The 15,659-nt window shown below is 68.9% G+C and carries 19 protein-coding genes and 1 riboswitch; of the genes, 10 read left to right on the top strand and 9 right to left on the bottom strand.

What is annotated here, in order from left to right; all coding sequences use genetic code 11:
- Positions 1–48: 48 nt before the first annotated feature.
- Positions 49–1,065, bottom strand: a complete 1,017-nt coding sequence (locus AU185_RS21545) for a glutathione S-transferase family protein (protein ID WP_059098263.1) — start codon at positions 1,063–1,065, stop codon at positions 49–51.
- 85 nt (positions 1,066–1,150) lie between these two features.
- Positions 1,151–1,561: a cold-shock protein gene (locus AU185_RS21540; protein ID WP_059098264.1), complete on the bottom strand. Its 411-nt coding sequence runs from the start codon at positions 1,559–1,561 to the stop codon at positions 1,151–1,153.
- A gap of 166 nt (positions 1,562–1,727) precedes the next feature.
- Here AU185_RS21540 and AU185_RS21535 point away from each other — a divergent pair, with 166 nt between their 5' ends.
- From AU185_RS21535 to AU185_RS21520, 4 genes are all read left to right on the top strand, one after another.
- The gene (locus AU185_RS21535) at positions 1,728–2,132 is read left to right on the top strand and encodes a YccF domain-containing protein (RefSeq protein WP_059098265.1); all 405 of its coding nucleotides are present in this window, start codon (positions 1,728–1,730) and stop codon (positions 2,130–2,132) included.
- Positions 2,129–3,175 (top strand): GTP 3',8-cyclase MoaA, encoded by a 1,047-nt coding sequence (gene moaA, locus AU185_RS21530; RefSeq protein WP_059098266.1) that lies wholly within the window; start codon positions 2,129–2,131, stop codon positions 3,173–3,175. Before AU185_RS21535 ends, moaA begins: the two co-directional genes overlap by 4 nt.
- Before the next feature lie 12 nt (positions 3,176–3,187).
- Positions 3,188–3,454 (top strand): MoaD/ThiS family protein, encoded by a 267-nt coding sequence (locus AU185_RS21525; RefSeq protein ID WP_059098463.1) that lies wholly within the window; start codon positions 3,188–3,190, stop codon positions 3,452–3,454.
- A 250-nt stretch (positions 3,455–3,704) separates the two neighbouring features.
- Positions 3,705–3,884: riboswitch (cyclic di-AMP (ydaO/yuaA leader) on the top strand.
- Positions 3,885–3,893: 9 nt separating this feature from the next.
- Positions 3,894–4,709, top strand: a complete 816-nt coding sequence (locus AU185_RS21520) for a transglycosylase family protein (protein WP_059157008.1) — start codon at positions 3,894–3,896, stop codon at positions 4,707–4,709.
- A gap of 16 nt (positions 4,710–4,725) precedes the next feature.
- On the opposite strand, the gene AU185_RS21515 is transcribed toward AU185_RS21520, so the two are convergent.
- From AU185_RS21515 to AU185_RS21500, 4 genes are read right to left on the bottom strand one after another with little or no spacing between them, the layout of a single operon-like run.
- A complete protein-coding gene (locus AU185_RS21515) occupies positions 4,726–5,154 on the bottom strand; it encodes a molybdenum cofactor biosynthesis protein MoaE (RefSeq protein WP_059098267.1) in 429 nt (142 codons plus the stop codon).
- Positions 5,151–5,627 (bottom strand): MogA/MoaB family molybdenum cofactor biosynthesis protein, encoded by a 477-nt coding sequence (locus AU185_RS21510; RefSeq protein WP_082684026.1) that lies wholly within the window; start codon positions 5,625–5,627, stop codon positions 5,151–5,153. Before AU185_RS21510 ends, AU185_RS21515 begins: the two co-directional genes overlap by 4 nt.
- Positions 5,627–6,052 carry a cyclic pyranopterin monophosphate synthase MoaC gene (moaC, locus tag AU185_RS21505; protein WP_059098465.1) on the bottom strand — a complete coding sequence of 142 codons (426 nt, stop codon included), beginning with the start codon at positions 6,050–6,052 and terminating at the stop codon, positions 5,627–5,629. Before moaC ends, AU185_RS21510 begins: the two co-directional genes overlap by 1 nt.
- A gap of 51 nt (positions 6,053–6,103) precedes the next feature.
- Positions 6,104–6,301 carry a hypothetical protein gene (locus AU185_RS21500; protein ID WP_059098268.1) on the bottom strand — a complete coding sequence of 66 codons (198 nt, stop codon included), beginning with the start codon at positions 6,299–6,301 and terminating at the stop codon, positions 6,104–6,106.
- Positions 6,302–6,359: 58 nt separating this feature from the next.
- On the opposite strand from AU185_RS21500, the gene AU185_RS21495 reads away from it, so the two are divergent.
- Both AU185_RS21495 and AU185_RS21490 read left to right on the top strand, forming a co-directional pair.
- Positions 6,360–8,618, top strand: coding sequence for a helicase-associated domain-containing protein (locus AU185_RS21495; RefSeq protein WP_059157007.1), 2,259 nt, complete (start codon positions 6,360–6,362; stop codon positions 8,616–8,618).
- Positions 8,619–8,761: 143 nt separating this feature from the next.
- Positions 8,762–10,411 (top strand): DNA repair helicase XPB, encoded by a 1,650-nt coding sequence (locus AU185_RS21490; RefSeq protein WP_059098270.1) that lies wholly within the window; start codon positions 8,762–8,764, stop codon positions 10,409–10,411.
- Between the two features lie 10 nt (positions 10,412–10,421).
- On the opposite strand, the gene AU185_RS21485 is transcribed toward AU185_RS21490, so the two are convergent.
- Positions 10,422–10,766: a cupin domain-containing protein gene (locus AU185_RS21485; protein ID WP_059098466.1), complete on the bottom strand. Its 345-nt coding sequence runs from the start codon at positions 10,764–10,766 to the stop codon at positions 10,422–10,424.
- A gap of 196 nt (positions 10,767–10,962) precedes the next feature.
- On the opposite strand from AU185_RS21485, the gene AU185_RS24885 reads away from it, so the two are divergent.
- Positions 10,963–11,559, top strand: coding sequence for a hypothetical protein (locus AU185_RS24885; protein WP_082684014.1), 597 nt, complete (start codon positions 10,963–10,965; stop codon positions 11,557–11,559).
- Here the strand turns inward: AU185_RS24885 and AU185_RS21480 are convergent.
- Positions 11,556–12,548: an LLM class F420-dependent oxidoreductase gene (locus tag AU185_RS21480; RefSeq protein WP_059098271.1), complete on the bottom strand. Its 993-nt coding sequence runs from the start codon at positions 12,546–12,548 to the stop codon at positions 11,556–11,558. The genes AU185_RS24885 and AU185_RS21480 overlap by 4 nt on opposite strands.
- Positions 12,549–12,881: 333 nt before the next feature.
- On the opposite strand from AU185_RS21480, the gene AU185_RS21475 reads away from it, so the two are divergent.
- From AU185_RS21475 to AU185_RS21465, 3 genes are read left to right on the top strand one after another with little or no spacing between them, the layout of a single operon-like run.
- On the top strand, positions 12,882–13,091 hold the full coding sequence (locus AU185_RS21475; RefSeq protein WP_156425622.1) for a hypothetical protein: 210 nt from the start codon (positions 12,882–12,884) through the stop codon (positions 13,089–13,091).
- Positions 13,092–13,138: 47 nt separating this feature from the next.
- Positions 13,139–13,564: a pyridoxamine 5'-phosphate oxidase family protein gene (locus AU185_RS21470; RefSeq protein WP_059098273.1), complete on the top strand. Its 426-nt coding sequence runs from the start codon at positions 13,139–13,141 to the stop codon at positions 13,562–13,564.
- 4 nt (positions 13,565–13,568) lie between these two features.
- A complete protein-coding gene (locus AU185_RS21465; protein WP_059098274.1) occupies positions 13,569–14,165 on the top strand; it encodes a class I SAM-dependent methyltransferase in 597 nt (198 codons plus the stop codon).
- Here AU185_RS21465 and AU185_RS21460 read toward each other — a convergent pair.
- The gene (locus AU185_RS21460) at positions 14,141–15,631 is read right to left on the bottom strand and encodes a class I adenylate-forming enzyme family protein (RefSeq protein ID WP_082684013.1); all 1,491 of its coding nucleotides are present in this window, start codon (positions 15,629–15,631) and stop codon (positions 14,141–14,143) included. The genes AU185_RS21465 and AU185_RS21460 overlap by 25 nt on opposite strands.
- Positions 15,632–15,659 lie beyond the last annotated feature (28 nt).

Raw genomic sequence — 15,659 nt, 5'->3', positions numbered from 1 at the left:
GACAGAACGTCACCCGCTGAGACTCGCGTGACACCTGTGGCGCAACCGCTAACCGGCGCCGTGTCCGTCGGGCACCCGCTCGCCGTCGCGCACTGGCCCTGGCGGTGTTCCGTCGCCGAAAGGCCTGCCGCCCAACGTCTCCCGGCCGTGCGCCGTGAGCCAGTTGGACAGCTCCGGACCCTTCGGCACAACCTGCGTCGGGTTGATGTCGGTATGCACGAGGTAGTAGTGCTGCTTGATCTGGACGAAGTCGATGGTGTCGCCGAAACCGGGCGTCTGGAACAGGTCGCGGGCATACGCCCACAGCACCGGCATCTCGGCGAGCTTGCAGCGGTTGGTTTTGAAGTGGCCGTGGTAGACGGGGTCAAAGCGGGCCAACGTGGTGAACAACCGAACGTCGGCTTCGGTGATCGTGTCGCCGACGAGGTAGCGCTGGTCGCGTAGTCGCTCCTCGAGCCAGTCGAGCGCGGTGAACAACCTGTCGTAGGCCTTGTTGTAGGCGTCCTGCGACCCGGCGAACCCGCATCGGTACACGCCGTTGTTGACCTCCGTGTAGACCCGCTGCGCCACCTCGTCGATCTCGTCGCGCAGCCGGTCGGGATACAGCTCGGGCGCCCCGTCGCGGTGATACTTCGTCCACTCGGTGGAGAAGTCCAGCGTGATCTGCGGGAAGTCGTTGATGACGACCTCGCCGGTCGGCACGTCGACGATCGCGGGCACCGTGATGCCTTTGTCGTAATCGGGGAAGCGCTTCAGGTAGGCGTCCTTGAGCCGGGGAATTCCCAGCACCGGGTCGACGCCGTCTGGATCGAGGTCGAACGTCCAGCTGTCCTCGTCATGGGTAGGCCCGCAAAAGCCAATGGACAGCGCGTCTTCCAGGCCGAGCAGCCTGCGGACGATGATCGTGCGATTGGCCCACGGGCAGGCCCGCGCCACGACGAGCCGATACCGGCCGGGCTCGACGGGGTAGCCGTCGCGGCCGTCTGCCGTGATGCGCGTGGAGATGTACTTGGTGTCGCGGTTGAACTCGCCACCTGAGTCGGACTTGTCGGCGACATATGCCATGCAGTCAGCATGCCCGCCGAGTGTCGGGTTGACGCACGCAATTCGGCGTCAGGTGTCGATCAACCCGACACTCGCCGCGGAATGCCTAGGACTCGAGCTCGCGCGCGACCGCCCGGACCACCTCGGACACCCGACGGGCGACCTTGCGGTCCGGATAACGGCCCTTACGCAGCTCCGGCTGCACCGCGCTCTCGAGCAGCGTGATCATGTCCTCGATCATGCCGTGCAATTCGTCGGGCGAGTGCTTGCGCTCGGCGGCCGCCGCCTCCCGACGCGTACGCGACAGGCTGGGCGGAGGATCGATGACCTTCAGCGTCAACGCCTGCGGACCGCGACGCCCCGCGGCGATGCCGAACTCGACGCGCTGCCCGGCCTTGAGCGTCTCGACACCAGAGGGCAGCGCCGAGGACCGGACGTAGACGTCCTCACCGTCCTCCTGCGACAGAAAGCCGAAGCCCTTCTCGGCGTCGTACCACTTCACCCTGCCGGTCGGCACTGGTCTCACCCGCTTGTCTTGACGTCAATGTAGGAAACATGGGAAACACACGAAAGCGCCCCGAATGCGCCGGGACGCGTGTTGCGATCCTACTCTGACCTCAACCTCGCCAGCACCCCCTTATCGGTAGGCTGGAGCCACCGCTGAAGGAGAAGAAGCGCCCGCTATGCGATTGATCCTGAATGTCATCTGGTTGATCTTCGGCGGCCTCTGGCTGGCGTTGGGCTACCTGCTGGCAGCGCTGATCTCCTTCGTGCTGATCATCACGATTCCGTTCGGGTTCGCAGCTCTGCGCATCGCGGTTTTCGCGCTGTGGCCGTTCGGCAACACCGTCGTCGACAAACCCGGGCCGCGGCCCGGGGCTCTCATCGGCAACATCATCTGGATCATCCTGTTCGGCATCTGGCTCGCGATCGGCCATGTCATCACCGCCGTGGCGATGGCGATCACGATCATCGGCATCCCGCTCGCGCTGGCCAACCTCAAGCTCATCCCGGTGTCGCTGATGCCGCTGGGCAAGGAGATCGTGCCGGTCGACTCGGTGACCAACCCGGAGCGGGCCTTCGCATGACCGTCGTCGGCCTCGGCCTGCCCACCGTCGCACCGGCCACCTCGGCTCCGGCCGACGGTCCGCTCATCGACACCTTCGGCCGCATCGCCACGGATCTGCGGGTGTCGCTGACCGACCGGTGCAACCTGCGCTGCACCTATTGCATGCCCGCCGACGGGCTGGACTGGCTGCCGACGGAGCGCCTGCTGCGGCCCGACGAGCTGACCCGCCTGCTGCGCATCGCCGTGACGCGGCTCGGCATCACCAGCGTGCGCTTCACCGGCGGCGAGCCGCTGGTGGCCCGCGGTCTCGAGGACGTCATCGCCGCGACGGCAGCGCTGCGGCCGAGGCCGGAGATCACGTTGACCACCAACGGGATCGGCCTCGCCGGCCGGGCCGATCGGCTGAAGCGGGCCGGACTCGACCGCATCAACGTCTCACTGGACACCGTCGACGCCGTGCGTTTCGCCGCCATCACCCGGCGCGACCGACTCGACGATGTGCTCGCCGGGCTGCGGGCGGCGAAGGCCGCGGGCCTCGACCCCGTGAAGGTCAACGCGGTTCTCGACCCGGTCACCGGCCTCGATGATGCGGTCGCGCTGCTGCGGTTCTGTCTCGACCACGGCTACCAGCTGCGCATCATCGAGCAGATGCCGCTGGACGCGGGCCATGAATGGCAGCGCGGCAAGGCGATCGGCGCCGACGAGGTGCTCGCCGCCCTGCAGCAGCATTTCCACCTCACCCCCGACAGCGCGCCGCGCGGTTCGGCGCCGGCCGAGTTGTGGCGGGTCGACGGCGGCGGCGTGGTCGGCATCATCGCCTCGGTCTCGCACGCGTTCTGCGCCGCCTGCGACCGCACCCGGCTCACCGCCGACGGCCAGGTCCGCAACTGCCTGTTCGCCCAGCAGGAGACCGATCTGCGCCAGCTGATGCGCGCCGGCGCGGACGACGAAGCCGTCGAAGCCGCGTGGCGCTCTGCGATGTGGGCGAAGGCGGCCGGGCATGGCATCAACGATCCCGACTTCGTGCAACCCGATCGGCCGATGAGCGCGATCGGCGGATGACCCGTGGGTGAGATGACGACGACGGCCACGATCGCGGTGACGGTGCGCTACTTCGCGGCCGCGCGCGCCGCGGCCGGTAACGATGAGGAGACGGTTCGGCTTCGGCCGGAAACGACGCTCGCCGAACTGGTCGTCCGATTGCGCGAGCGCGACGAGAATCTCGCGAAAGTGTTGAAACGCTGCTCTTTTCTGTGCGACGGCATCGCGGTCCGCGATGACAGCGCGGCGCTGAGCGACTCTCAAACCGTCGATGTTCTTCCCCCTTTCGCGGGCGGTTAGCCGTGATTTCTGTCACATAACGGAATGGTCACAGCCTGGCTACGGCGCGGTGGAGCTGGTCTCGGACCTGCGTAAATGCCGGAAACTGCTGGGGATTTAGAGGATTTTTAGAATTTGCCGGCGTCGGAAACGCCGTTACCGGCAGAAGATGACGCGACCACAGCGAGCCGTTACGGTTCAGTCCCAAGCCGGTCGACCTCAAACCGTCCGGCCCGCCGTGCCCAACCGCGCCGAGCTCCATCCGTTGGTGCACGGGATACCGACGAACAACTTGGATGGAGGCGGGGGACCCACCGGTCCGCCGAGTCAAAACGGACCTGGAGCCATCGGCTCCTTGGGGTGAAGCCGGATCGCATAGTGCGACACGGCCGGGCATACCTCTCCAGCCCGAACCCGACAGCTGACCTCGTAGGCGCCGAAGAGAGGACCGAGCGCACCTATGAGTGGACGGCATCGCAAGCCCACTGCATCAGCTGTAAGCGTCGCGAAAGTCGCCTTCACCGGCGCAGTTATCGGAACCGGAAGCCTCGCCCTCGCCGGGCATGCCAACGCCGCCACCGACGGCGAATGGGACCAGGTCGCCAGCTGCGAGTCAGGCGGCAACTGGGCCATCAACACCGGCAACGGCTATCAGGGCGGCCTTCAGTTCTCGCCGAGCACCTGGAGCGGTCACGGCGGCGGAGAGTACGCACCCGCAGCGCACCTGGCCACCAAGGAAGAGCAGATCGCCGTCGCCGAGCGGGTGCTCGCAAGCCAGGGCAAGGGTGCCTGGCCGTCATGCGGTGGTCCACTGTCGGGCGCCACGCCGCGCAACGTCGTCGACGACGCGGTGGAAGCGGTGCAGAACCTGCTGCCGCCCCCGCCTCCGCCGGTCAATCCGTTCGCTCCGCCACCGCCGCCTGCGCCCGCGCCCGTCGACGCACCGCAGCCTGCACCCGCGCAGCCGCCCGCTCCTCCGGCACCCGCACCGGCGGTCGCTCCGCTCGCGTCGGACAGCGGTGTGCCACACCTCGCGAGCCCGCAGAACCTGCCGCCGGGGACCACTGTCGACCGTTCGCAGGTTTCCACCGACAGCCCGAATGTCGCGTATCTCAAGGAGATCTGGCACGCGATCCAGACGCAGGACGTCAGCGGCAAGGATGCGCTGCTGGCGCTTACGCAGCGGCCGCTGACGACGCCGGATGCACCGGGCGGCCAGGCGCCGAACCTTCCGGTCGCCCCGGCTCCTGCCCCGCCGCCCGCCCCGACGGTCTGATCGCGCTCGACACGCTTTAGGCGGAGTTCACCCACTCGTCGGAGCCGTCGGCGAAGAACTGGTGCTTCCACACCGGTAGCCGCTGCTTGACGACGTCGACCAGGCGAGCGCAGGTCTCGAAGGCCGCCGCGCGATGGTCGGCCGCCACCGCGGCCACCAGCGCAGCATCACCGATCTCGAGAACTCCGATGCGATGGCTGACAGCGACGGCCCGCACGCCCGTCGCCTCGGCGGCGACTTCCGCGGCCACCTCGGCCAGGGTCTGCGCCGCCGTAGGGTGCGCCGAATACTCCAGCCGGATCACCGAGCGGCCGCTGTCGTGGTCGCGAACCACACCGGCGAAGCTGACCACCGCTCCTGCGGAGGCGTTTGCGACCAGCGCCTCGTGCTCGGCGGGTTCGATCGGCTGCCCGGACAGGTCGGCGCGCACCACGACGGCCGTCATCGCGAGTGGTCCTTTCCGCAGAGTTGATCCAGCGCGTGCTCGAGGACCCCGTCCAGCACACCCAAGCCGTCCTTGACCCCGCCGGGCGAGCCGGGCAGGTTCACGATCAGCGTGCGACCCTTGACCCCGCACACCCCGCGCGACAGCACCGACGTAGGCACCTTGTCCTCGCCGGCGCGGCGGATCGCGTCGGCCAGCCCGGGAACCTGATAGTCGACGATCTCGGCGGTGGCCTCGGCAGTGCGGTCGGTCGGCGAGATGCCCGTGCCGCCGGAGGTGATCACCACGTCGACACCTTCGCCGACGGCGGCTGAGATCGCATCGGCGACCGCGTCGCCGTCCGGTACGACGACCGGCGCTCCAGTGGCGATGTCACGGCCGGTGAGCCAGTCCACGACGATGGGCCCGCAGCGGTCCTCGTACACCCCGGCAGCGGCGCGTGTGGAGGCGATGACGACGCGACCCGAACGCATCAGCGTTCCCACGTTCCCGTCTTGCCGCCCTCTTTGCGCAGCACCCGGATGTCGTCGATGCGGGCGGCCGGGTCGACGGCCTTGATCATGTCGTAGAGGGTCAGCGCGGCCAGGCCGACCGCGGTCAGCGCCTCCATCTCGACGCCGGTGCGGTCGGTGCTACGCACGGTCGCGGTGATATCCACCGCCTCGTCGCCGATCTCGAAGTCGACGTCGACGCCCGTCAGCGCCAACTGATGGCACAGCGGGATGAGGTCGCTGGTGCGCTTGGCCGCCTGGATGCCCGCGATCCGGGCGGTGGCCAGCGCGTCGCCCTTGGGCAGCCCACTCGTGGCGATCATCGCCACGACGTCGGCGGTGGTGTGCAACGTGCCGGCCGCGACGGCCGTGCGCTTGGTGGCGTCCTTGGCGGTGACGTCGACCATGTGCGCCGCGCCGGACTCGTCGACGTGCGAGAGGCGGGCCCGCTCGGACACTTACTTGTTGACGACCGTCACCGGGTGCACGTACGGCAGGTCGTCCGCGGGCAGCGGGAAAGTGAGCTCACCGAAGGGCGACAGCGCGCCGGTCCGGTCGGTGGCAAGCTCACTGACTGCGTGGTCGTCCTCACCGTCGATCGCCGGCCAGCCCGGATCGATGTATCGCTTCTTCCCTTTGTTGTCTGCCACGCCCACATTGTGGCAAATGCCTCGACCGGTGGCGAACGGCCGTACTGCTTTACCCTGGTCAGCAATGACCGACAACGCTCCTGGCGTGCCTCTGGGCGCCTGGTTGGCTGATCTTCCCGACGAGCGGCTCATCCGGCTGCTGGAGTTGCGGCCCGACCTGACCCAACCGCCACCCGGGACGATCGCTGCGCTGGCGGCCCGCGCCCAGGCCCGTCAGTCGGTCAAGGCCGCCACCGATGACCTCGACTTCCTGCGGCTCGCCGTGCTCGACGCGCTGCTGGTGCTGCACGCCGACACCGCCGCCGTCCCGCTGACCAAACTGCTGGAGTTGATCGGTGACCGCGCCGCTGAGGCGGCCGTCGCCGGGGCCGTCGACGATCTGCGCGACCGTGCGCTGGTGTGGGGCGACACGACCGTTCGGGTGGTGGCCGAAGCCGCCGCGGGGCTGCCGTGGTATCCGGGGCAGGCGACCGTCGAGGACACCACGGCAACGCCGGAGGAGATCGCGGCGCGGCTCGAAACGCTCGACGAGGCCCAGTCCGATCTGCTGCGCAAGCTGCTGGAGGGCTCGCCGGTGGGCCGCACCCGCGATGCCGCGCCCGGCACACCGCCCGACCGTCCGGTGCAGCGCCTGTTGGCGGCCGGACTGCTGCGCCAGGTGGACGCGGAAACGGTGATTCTGCCGCGTCTGGTCGGTCAGGTGCTGCGCGGCGAACTGCCCGGGCCCGTGCAGTGGACCGAACCCGACCCGGTGGTCGCGACGACGACGGCGGCCGACGCCGACGCGGTGGCTGCAGGAGCTGCCCTGGACTTACTGCGTGAAGTCGAGGTTGTTCTCGAAACCCTGGGGGCCACACCGGTTCCCGAGCTTCGCAGCGGCGGGCTCGGAGTGCGCGACGTCAAGCGGCTGACCAAGATGACCGGCATCGAGGAGCGCAGGCTGGGGCTGATCCTCACGGTGACGGCGGCCGCGGGTCTGATCTCGGCGGGCATGCCCGAGCCCGAACCGGAAGCCGGCGACGGGCCCTACTGGGCGCCGACGGTGTCTGCCGACCGGTTCGTCGAATCGCCGACCGCGGTCAAGTGGCACCTGATGGCCACGGCGTGGCTGGACCTGCCCGGTCGGCCGGGCCTGATCGGCAGCCGCGGACCTGACAACAAACCCTATGCCGCGCTGTCGGATTCGTTGTTCTCGACCGCGGCGCCGCTGGACCGCAAGTTGTTGCTCGAAATGCTCGCGAGCCTTCCGTCGGGCGCGGGCGTCGACGCGACGGAGGCGTCGCGCGCGATGATCTGGCGCAGGCCGCGCTGGGGGGCGCGGCTGCAACCGGCGCCGGTCGCCGACCTGCTGACGGAGGCACACGCGCTGGGCCTGGTGGGCCGCGGCGCGATCGCCACTCCGGCCCGGGCGCTGCTCGCCGACGCCGCCGGCGATGACGTGGTCAAGGAGATGGAGCGGATCCTGCCCGCGCCGATCGACCACTTCCTGCTCCAGGCCGACCTGACGGTGATCGTGCCGGGGCCGCTGCAACGAGACCTGGCCGAAGAACTGGCCGCGGTGGCGAGCGTGGAGTCTGCGGGCGCAGCAATGGTGTATCGCATCAGCGAAGCGTCGATCCGGCGGGCGCTCGACACCGGGCGGACCGCCGGTGAGCTGCACGCCCTGTTCGCCCGGCACTCCAAAACCCCTGTGCCGCAAGGTCTGACGTATCTCATCGACGACGTTGCGCGCAGGCACGGCCAGCTTCGCGTCGGGATGGCAGCATCGTTCGTGCGGTGCGAGGACGCCGCATTGCTGGCGCAGGCGGTTTCCGCGCCGGCGGCCGAAGCCCTGGAGATGCGGCTGCTCGCGCCGACCGTCGCGGTGTCCCAGGCGCCGATCTCCGAGGTGCTCGCCGCGCTGCGACAGGCCGGCTTCGCCCCGGCAGCCGAGGACTCGACCGGCACCATCGTCGACATCCGGGCGCGCGGCGCGCGGGTACCCGCCCCGCCCGGGCGTCGGCGCACCTACCGACTCCCCCCGACCCCCACCACCCAGACGCTGGCCGCCATCGTCGCGGTGCTCCGCAAGGTGGCGTCCGCCCCGACCGGCGGGATGCGGCTGGACCCCGCCGTGGCGATCACCCAGTTGCAGGAGGCCGCGCACATGCAGGCTTCCGTCGTGATCGGCTACGTCGACCCCGCAGGGGTGGCGACGCAGCGTGTCGTCGCGCCGATCAACGTGCGCGGGGGCCAGTTGACCGCCTACGACCCGGCGTCAGGGCGGGTTCGTGACTTCGCCGTCCATCGGATCACGTCGGTGGTCACCGCCGACGACGACTGACGCTCCCTTTGCGCGAGCGGGCGCGCCTGCACACCACAAGCGACGGAAAAGCAGCAGTTCACGCATGCTCGGCGGTGCCGAGGTCGGGCGGTTCTGGATAATGGACCGGATGACCAGCCAGCGAGAAACGCAGCGGATCGCGCATGACTGACGGCCCCCTGATCGTGCAGTCCGACAAGACCGTGCTGCTCGAAGTCGACCACGAGCAGGCGGGCGCCGCGCGTGCGGCCATCGCCCCGTTCGCCGAACTCGAACGTGCGCCCGAGCATGTGCACACCTACCGGATCACCCCGCTGGCGCTGTGGAACGCCCGCGCGGCGGGGCACGACGCCGAGCAGGTCGTCGACGCGCTGGTGACCTTCTCCCGGTACGCGGTGCCGCAGCCGCTGCTGGTCGACATCGTCGACACCATGGCCCGCTACGGCCGTCTACAGCTGGTGAAGAGCCCGGTGCACGGCCTGACCCTGGTCAGCTTGGACCGCGCGGTGCTGGAGGAGGTGCTGCGCAACAAGAAGATCGCGCCGATGCTCGGTGCGCGTATCGACGACGACACCGTCATGGTGCACAACAGCGAGCGCGGCCGCGTCAAGCAGATGCTGCTCAAGATCGGTTGGCCCGCAGAGGATCTGGCCGGCTACGTCGACGGGGAGAAGCACCCGATCAGCCTCGCGCAGGACGGCTGGCATCTGCGCGACTACCAGCAGATGGCCACCGAGTCGTTCTGGGAGGGCGGATCGGGGGTCGTCGTGCTGCCGTGCGGTGCGGGCAAGACGCTCGTCGGTGCGGCCGCGATGGCGAAGGCCTCGGCGACGACCCTGATCCTGGTGACCAACACGGTCGCGGGCCGGCAGTGGAAGCGTGAGCTGATCAACCGAACGTCGTTGACCGAGAACGAGATCGGCGAATACTCCGGTGAGCGCAAGGAGATCCGCCCGGTCACGATCGCCACCTACCAGGTCATCACGCGTCGCACCAAGGGCGAATACCGCCACTTGGAATTGTTCGACAGCCGGGACTGGGGGCTGATCATCTACGACGAGGTGCACCTGCTGCCGGCCCCGGTGTTCCGGATGACCGCCGACCTGCAGTCACGCCGTCGACTTGGCTTGACCGCCACGCTGATTCGCGAGGACGGTCGCGAAGGTGACGTGTTCTCGCTGATCGGGCCGAAGCGGTACGACGCGCCCTGGAAGGACATCGAGGCCCAGGGCTGGATCGCGCCCGCCGAGTGCGTCGAAGTGCGCGTGACGATGACCGACAACGAGCGGATGCTCTATGCGACCGCCGAGCCCGACGAGCGCTACAAACTGTGCTCGACGGTGCACACCAAGATCGCGGTGGTCAAATCGATCCTCGACAAGCACGAGGGCGAGCCGACGCTGGTGATCGGCGCCTACCTCGACCAACTCGAAGAACTCGGAACCGAACTCGACGCGCCCGTCATCCAGGGCTCGACGAAGACCGCCGAGCGCGAAGCGCTGTTCGATTCGTTCCGCCGTGGCGAGATCCCGACGCTGGTGGTGTCCAAGGTCGCCAACTTCTCCATCGACCTGCCGGAAGCTTCTGTGGCGGTGCAGGTTTCAGGTACCTTCGGTTCCCGGCAGGAGGAGGCTCAGCGGTTGGGCCGGCTGCTGCGGCCCAAGGCCAGTGGCGGCGGCGCGATGTTCTACTCGGTGGTCTCCCGCGACAGCCTCGACGCCGAGTACGCCGCTCACCGTCAGCGGTTCCTTGCCGAGCAGGGCTACGGCTACGTCATCAAGGACGCCGACGACCTGCTCGGCCCGGCGATCTAGCGGCTCGCGATCAGATATGGGGCCCAACGGGATTCGACACGGTCAGTAGCACGGCCGAGTCCTCGATCGCCTGCAGTCCGTGCCGCGACTTCGGCACCACGATGTGGTCGCCCGCCGAACCCTCCCAGTTCGCCGACTCATGGGTCAGCCGCACCCGACCGTGCAGCACATGAAGGGTGGCCTCCCCGTTCGTCTCGTGGTCGTCGAGCTTGGAGCCGCCGGTCAAGGCGATCAGCGTCTGGCGCAGCGAGTGCTCGTGGCCGCCGTAGACGGTGTGCGCGCTACGCCCGCTTCGCGCGGCACGGGCGGTTTCGAGTTGCTCACGCGCGAGTGCGGTCAGGGAGGTCTTGTTCATCGCAAGCTTCCTTCCGAGACGGCCGAGCACGCCCACCCGCGTGTGGGCCATGGATCGTCTCAATCGAGGGCTGTTCGATCGCGGTATGGCAAGAAGACAATCCTAAAGGTCGCGGGCACCGAGGAGGTGTCGGGCCGCGATACGCCACCGCTCGTACCTGCGCGCCTTCCGCGGTGAGCCGCTAGCCTCGTTACCCATGACCAGAGGCTGGCGCGCTCGTGCCCTCTCATCCGTCAAGGCCCAGACCGCGCTGGCCGGCGTCGCGGCCGGTCTCGCAGCACTCGCCACTGCCGGCCTCGCCAGTGCGGATCCCGAGATCCCGGCCCCGCCGGCGCCCGCGCCCGCCGTTGCCGACGCACCTCCGGCGCCGGGACAGCCCTATGTCGCGCCCGCGGACGCGGCCGATCCCCCACCCGCGCCGCCGCCCGTCGGCGCTCCGCCGGTTCCCGAGATCGCGAACCCCCAGTACGGCCAGGGCTCGAGGCCTGGTCCCCTGGGCTTCCTCAGGGACGCCTGGCACCAGGCTCAGGACCCTTTCGGGTTCACCGGAATGCCGCCCGGTCAGGTGCCCGCGGGAGCCCCGCCACCACCCGGGGCCGGGCCCGCGCCGCAGCTGCCACCCGGATACACGTCAATAACCGCGCCGGAGTCCAACGGTCCACCGGTGGCGCCACCGGCAGGAGGCGGCCCTCCGCTGCCGCCCGGATACCACTCCCTGGACGGCCCACCGCCGCCCGGTTACTACGACACTCCAGCCGCACCGACTCCGGGGCCGGTTCCGCCGACGCCCTAGCTCAGCGCGGGGATGACCTGTCGTTCGAAGAGTTCGATTCCGGAGCGGTCATACGCGGCTTCGGGGAAGTAGAGGATGGCGTACTCGCAGCCCAATTGTCGCATCTTCTCCAGCTTTTCGACGACCTGTTCCGGTGTGCCGCTTGCGGATTCGGGTGCGGAGACGGTGCTCAACATCGCGTCCACCGCTGACTCGTCGGCCTTGGCGACCTGCCGCGCACGCACCCTGCCCACCCGGTCCTTGACGTCGGACTCCGACTCGCCGATGACCGCGTTGAAGTTGGCCGAGCGCACGATCGCGTTGTAGTCGGTGCCGACCTCGCGGCAGTGGTCGGCCAGCACCTGCGACTTGTGCGCGAACCCCCCAGGCTCGGAGGTGAAGTTGGTGTACTGGGCGTACCTGGCGGCGATGCGCAGCGTCACCTTCTCGCCGCCGCCGGCGATCCACATCGGAATCCCGCCTTCCTGCAACGGCTTCGGCTCGACTATCGCTCCGGCGACCTGGTAGTGCTTGCCGTCGAAGCTGACCTTCCCGGCCCGCCAGGCGTCGCGCATGATCCGCACTCCCTCGTCGAGGCGGGCCAGCCGCTCCCCGGCGGACGGGAACCCGTATCCGTAAGCGCGCCATTCGTGTTCGTACCAGCCGGCCCCGATGCCCATCTGGACCCGGCCGCCCGAGATGACGTCTGCGGTGGCGGCGACCTTGGCCAGGTAGACCGGGTTGCGGTAGCTCATCGCCGTACACATCTGGCCGAGCTTGATCCGTGACGTCGTCGCTGCGTACGCCGCCATCAGCGTCCACGCCTCGTGGGTGGCCTCGGAGGTGGGGACCGGCACGGTGTGGAAGTGGTCGTACACCCACAGCGAATCCCAGGCGTCGCTGCCGTCGGCGTAGGCGGCGAGGTCGTGCATCACCTTCCACTGGTCCTCGGGTGGGATGCCGATCAGATCGAGTCGCCAGCCCTGCGGGATGAACAGTCCGAAGCGCATGGCACCCGACTTTAAGCCACCGGCGACGCCGGGTCAGTAGGGCGCGAGGCGCGTCCGAGTGGTGTCGGTCGGCCATCATTTCCGGCGGCTGCCACACCCGCGCCGCGCCGCCTACCGCGCAAAGCACTTAGCTGCGCTTCACATGATCACCATGCAGCGGGGAGTTGTCGGGGCATGCGCCGACAGCGCCACCCCGCATCCCGCCTCAGCCACCGCGGCGCGCGCCGCACAGGCCAGAAAGCCCGTGCCGGTTCGCTGACCGGCGGTTTCTGTTGTATGGTGTGGCTCACAGACCAAGCTGTGTGTGACCTGAGCCACAATGAGGAGGCGGTCGTGGCCCGTGATCGGATCACCCGGATGGAGTCTCACCCCGCGCGTCACAACGGCGCCATCGGGGTCCGCTGGTTCTACGCGCTTTTGCTGGCGCTCATCGCCATCGCCGCTGTCGCCGGCATCGTGAGCACCGCGGCGATGGGTCAGACGCCCGTCGCGATCGCAATCGGCATCGTCACACTCGCCTTCTTCTCCCGGATCGGGTGCTGACGCTCGATCCGCCGGATCATGTCAGAGGCCGCGGCTAACCTGGCGCCATGGCCCTGTCGAAGGACGAACGCGAACAATTCCTGGCCGAACCTCATGTCGCCGCGCTGTCGGTGAGTGCGGGCGACAAGCGCGGTCCGCTGACCGTGCCCGTCTGGTACCAATACAGCCCCGGCGGTGAGCCGTGGGTCCTCACCGGTGACGGCTCGCGCAAGCACAGGCTCATCGAGACCCAAGGCGAATTCACGCTGATGGTCGAGCGGATCGAACCGACGGTGCGCTACGTGGCGGTCGACGGCCCGGTCAGTCGGATCGAGCCGGGCACCGACGAGCACCTCGTCGAGGTCGCCAAACGCTATCTGCCGCCCGAGAAAGTCGACGACTACCTCGAGTACGCGCGCCGCGAGCACGGCGAGAGCGTAGTGATCTTCATGAAGCCTCAGCACTGGCTGTCGTCAGATCTCGGTTCGTTCTGAGCCGATGTCGTCACGGCAGCTGCTGTTCAACGTCTTCTACCGGCTGGGGTTCACGCCGTGGGACGGCCACCCCCTGCCCGCCAGCCTGCGCAACCTCGTCGAAGGCGTCGACGCGCTGCCCGCCGGCAGCGCACTCGATCTCGGCTGCGGCACCGGCGACACTTCGATCTATCTCGCCCGGCACGGCTGGCGCGTCACGGGTGTCGACTACGTCGCCAAGGCGGTGAACACGGCGAGAGCCAAGGCCGCCGCGGCGAAGGTCGACGTGACGTTCACTCGGGCCGACGTGACCCGGTTGTCCGCCGAAGGCGTCGGCTCGGACTTCGACCTCATCGTCGACAGCGGCTGCCTGCACGGGATGAGCGCCGACGATCGCGACGCCTACGTCCGCGAGGTCACCGCGGTGGCCGCACCCGACGCGCGACTTCTCCTCGTCGAATTCGTCCCCGGCGAACGGTTCGGAGTGCCGGGCATCGAGCCGGCCGAGGTGCAACGGCGGTTCGCAACAGGCTGGTCCCTGCTGTCGACCGGGGACGAGCCGGAAGTCGCTCACGACGGCGGGCACGCGCCCCGCCACTACCTCTTCGCGCGCAGTTCGTAAAGCGCCGCGACGGCCGGCAGGCTCACCTTCAGCGCCGGGTTGCGCGGCAGTTCGTCGACGGCTGCGAAAGCCACCGGCACGTTGTACACCGGCAGGGTCGAGCGGACCAGCTCGGCCAACTCGTCCTCGGACGGTACCGGCGACCCGGGCGTCACCTCGATCGCCGCGAACGGCACTTCGCCCAGACGCGCGTCGGGCACCCCGACAACGCAGGCATCACGCACGGCGGGATGCGAAATGAGAACGCGCCTAACGGTTTCCGGCAGTATCTTGAACCCGCCGCGGTTGATGGCGCCATCGGCCCTGCCGTGTAGCGTGACGAAACCGTCGGCGTCGATCGAGGCGATGTCGGTGGTGCGGATCCAGTCCGATCCGATTGCAGCGACCTTGGCTTCCAGCAGACCCTGCTCTCCGGTGGGGAGCTCGGCGCCGGTGTCGGGGTCGACGACACGCAACTGGACATCGGGCAGTGCCCTACCGACGCTGTTGCGCTTGGCCGAACCGAATTCGCGCGCCATCTCCGGAGTCCACGCGCACAGCGAGCCCGCGAATTCCGTTGCGCCGTAAGCCAGCATGATCGGAATGGCGTACTTTGCCTCGAACTCGTCGCGGGTCTCCGGATCGAGCGGACCCGAGGCGCTGATCAGAAAATCCAGCGACGCGAGATCCTCCTTGGCGACCTCGGCGTCCAGCAGCATCCTGACGACGGCCGGCTGAACGCCCGAACGCCTGATTCGGTGCCGCTTCACCGCGTCCACGTAAGCCTCGACGCTGAACCGCTCGAGCATCGCGATCCGCCTGCCGTTGTAAATGCCCGCGATCAGTTGGCACACACCGATTCCGCCGAACTGCCAGTACGCGAGCTCGGGCGGGGCGTCGTCGGCCGCGGCCTCGCCGCTGGTGACGCTGAAGACCGTGCGTTCGAGCACCGCCGTCTTGATCGACTGCCGTTTGGGCGGGCCCGTCGTTCCGCTGGTCAGGATCTGCAGCGCCACTCCAGGTTCCGCGTGCGCGTGCGAGCGGCTCGGGTTGCGACGTTCCAGCCCCGGAACCGCGGCGACGGTCGGCGATCGCGATGAGATCGCCACGCCGACGCTTCCCGTTCGCCTCGCGGCGCCGACGACGGGTGCCGCCCAGTCGTCGACGTCGGCGATGATGGCCGACAGCCGCAGCGTCTCGACGTCACGGCCGATCGCCTCCGGTGACTGAAACGAGTAGATCATCGACACTGTGCGACCGGCGCCGAGAAACCCGATGATCGCCGCGGCGTGGGGTAGCCGGTTGCGCACCACGAGCCCGACCGGGGCGTCGTCGGCAACACCCGCGGTCCGCAGGGCCTCGGCGACGGCGACGCCGTACGCCGCCACCTCGTCGCCGGTGTACCAGCGGCCCTCGAACTCGATGCACGGCTTGTCGCCGTAGCCGGCCAGCCCCGCCGCGAATTCGTCGGTGAAGCTCTGGGGCACGGTGGCCAATCTAGCGGCCACCGCCCCA

The organism is Mycobacterium sp. GA-0227b, from assembly GCF_001499855.1.
GTDB lineage: Bacteria > Actinomycetota > Actinomycetes > Mycobacteriales > Mycobacteriaceae > Mycobacterium.
Note: the sequence above shows the minus strand (reverse complement) of the source record. Positions and strands in the feature narration are given on the sequence as shown.

Excerpts from the sequence above, each read along its gene's own strand:
- AU185_RS21545 (WP_059098263.1), bottom strand. The coding sequence starts at position 1,065 with ATGGCATATGTCGCCGACAAGTCCGACTCAGGTGGCGAGTTCAACCGC.
- AU185_RS21535 (WP_059098265.1), top strand. The coding sequence starts at position 1,728 with ATGCGATTGATCCTGAATGTCATCTGGTTGATCTTCGGCGGCCTCTGG.
- moaA (WP_059098266.1), top strand. The coding sequence starts at position 2,129 with ATGACCGTCGTCGGCCTCGGCCTGCCCACCGTCGCACCGGCCACCTCG.
- AU185_RS21525 (WP_059098463.1), top strand. The coding sequence starts at position 3,188 with ATGACGACGACGGCCACGATCGCGGTGACGGTGCGCTACTTCGCGGCC.
- AU185_RS21520 (WP_059157008.1), top strand. The coding sequence starts at position 3,894 with ATGAGTGGACGGCATCGCAAGCCCACTGCATCAGCTGTAAGCGTCGCG.
- AU185_RS21515 (WP_059098267.1), bottom strand. The coding sequence starts at position 5,154 with ATGACGGCCGTCGTGGTGCGCGCCGACCTGTCCGGGCAGCCGATCGAA.
- AU185_RS21510 (WP_082684026.1), bottom strand. The coding sequence starts at position 5,627 with ATGCGTTCGGGTCGCGTCGTCATCGCCTCCACACGCGCCGCTGCCGGG.
- moaC (WP_059098465.1), bottom strand. The coding sequence starts at position 6,052 with ATGGTCGACGTCACCGCCAAGGACGCCACCAAGCGCACGGCCGTCGCG.
- AU185_RS21495 (WP_059157007.1), top strand. The coding sequence starts at position 6,360 with ATGACCGACAACGCTCCTGGCGTGCCTCTGGGCGCCTGGTTGGCTGAT.
- AU185_RS21490 (WP_059098270.1), top strand. The coding sequence starts at position 8,762 with ATGACTGACGGCCCCCTGATCGTGCAGTCCGACAAGACCGTGCTGCTC.
- AU185_RS21485 (WP_059098466.1), bottom strand. The coding sequence starts at position 10,766 with ATGAACAAGACCTCCCTGACCGCACTCGCGCGTGAGCAACTCGAAACC.
- AU185_RS24885 (WP_082684014.1), top strand. The coding sequence starts at position 10,963 with ATGACCAGAGGCTGGCGCGCTCGTGCCCTCTCATCCGTCAAGGCCCAG.
- AU185_RS21480 (WP_059098271.1), bottom strand. The coding sequence starts at position 12,548 with ATGCGCTTCGGACTGTTCATCCCGCAGGGCTGGCGACTCGATCTGATC.
- AU185_RS21470 (WP_059098273.1), top strand. The coding sequence starts at position 13,139 with ATGGCCCTGTCGAAGGACGAACGCGAACAATTCCTGGCCGAACCTCAT.
- AU185_RS21465 (WP_059098274.1), top strand. The coding sequence starts at position 13,569 with ATGTCGTCACGGCAGCTGCTGTTCAACGTCTTCTACCGGCTGGGGTTC.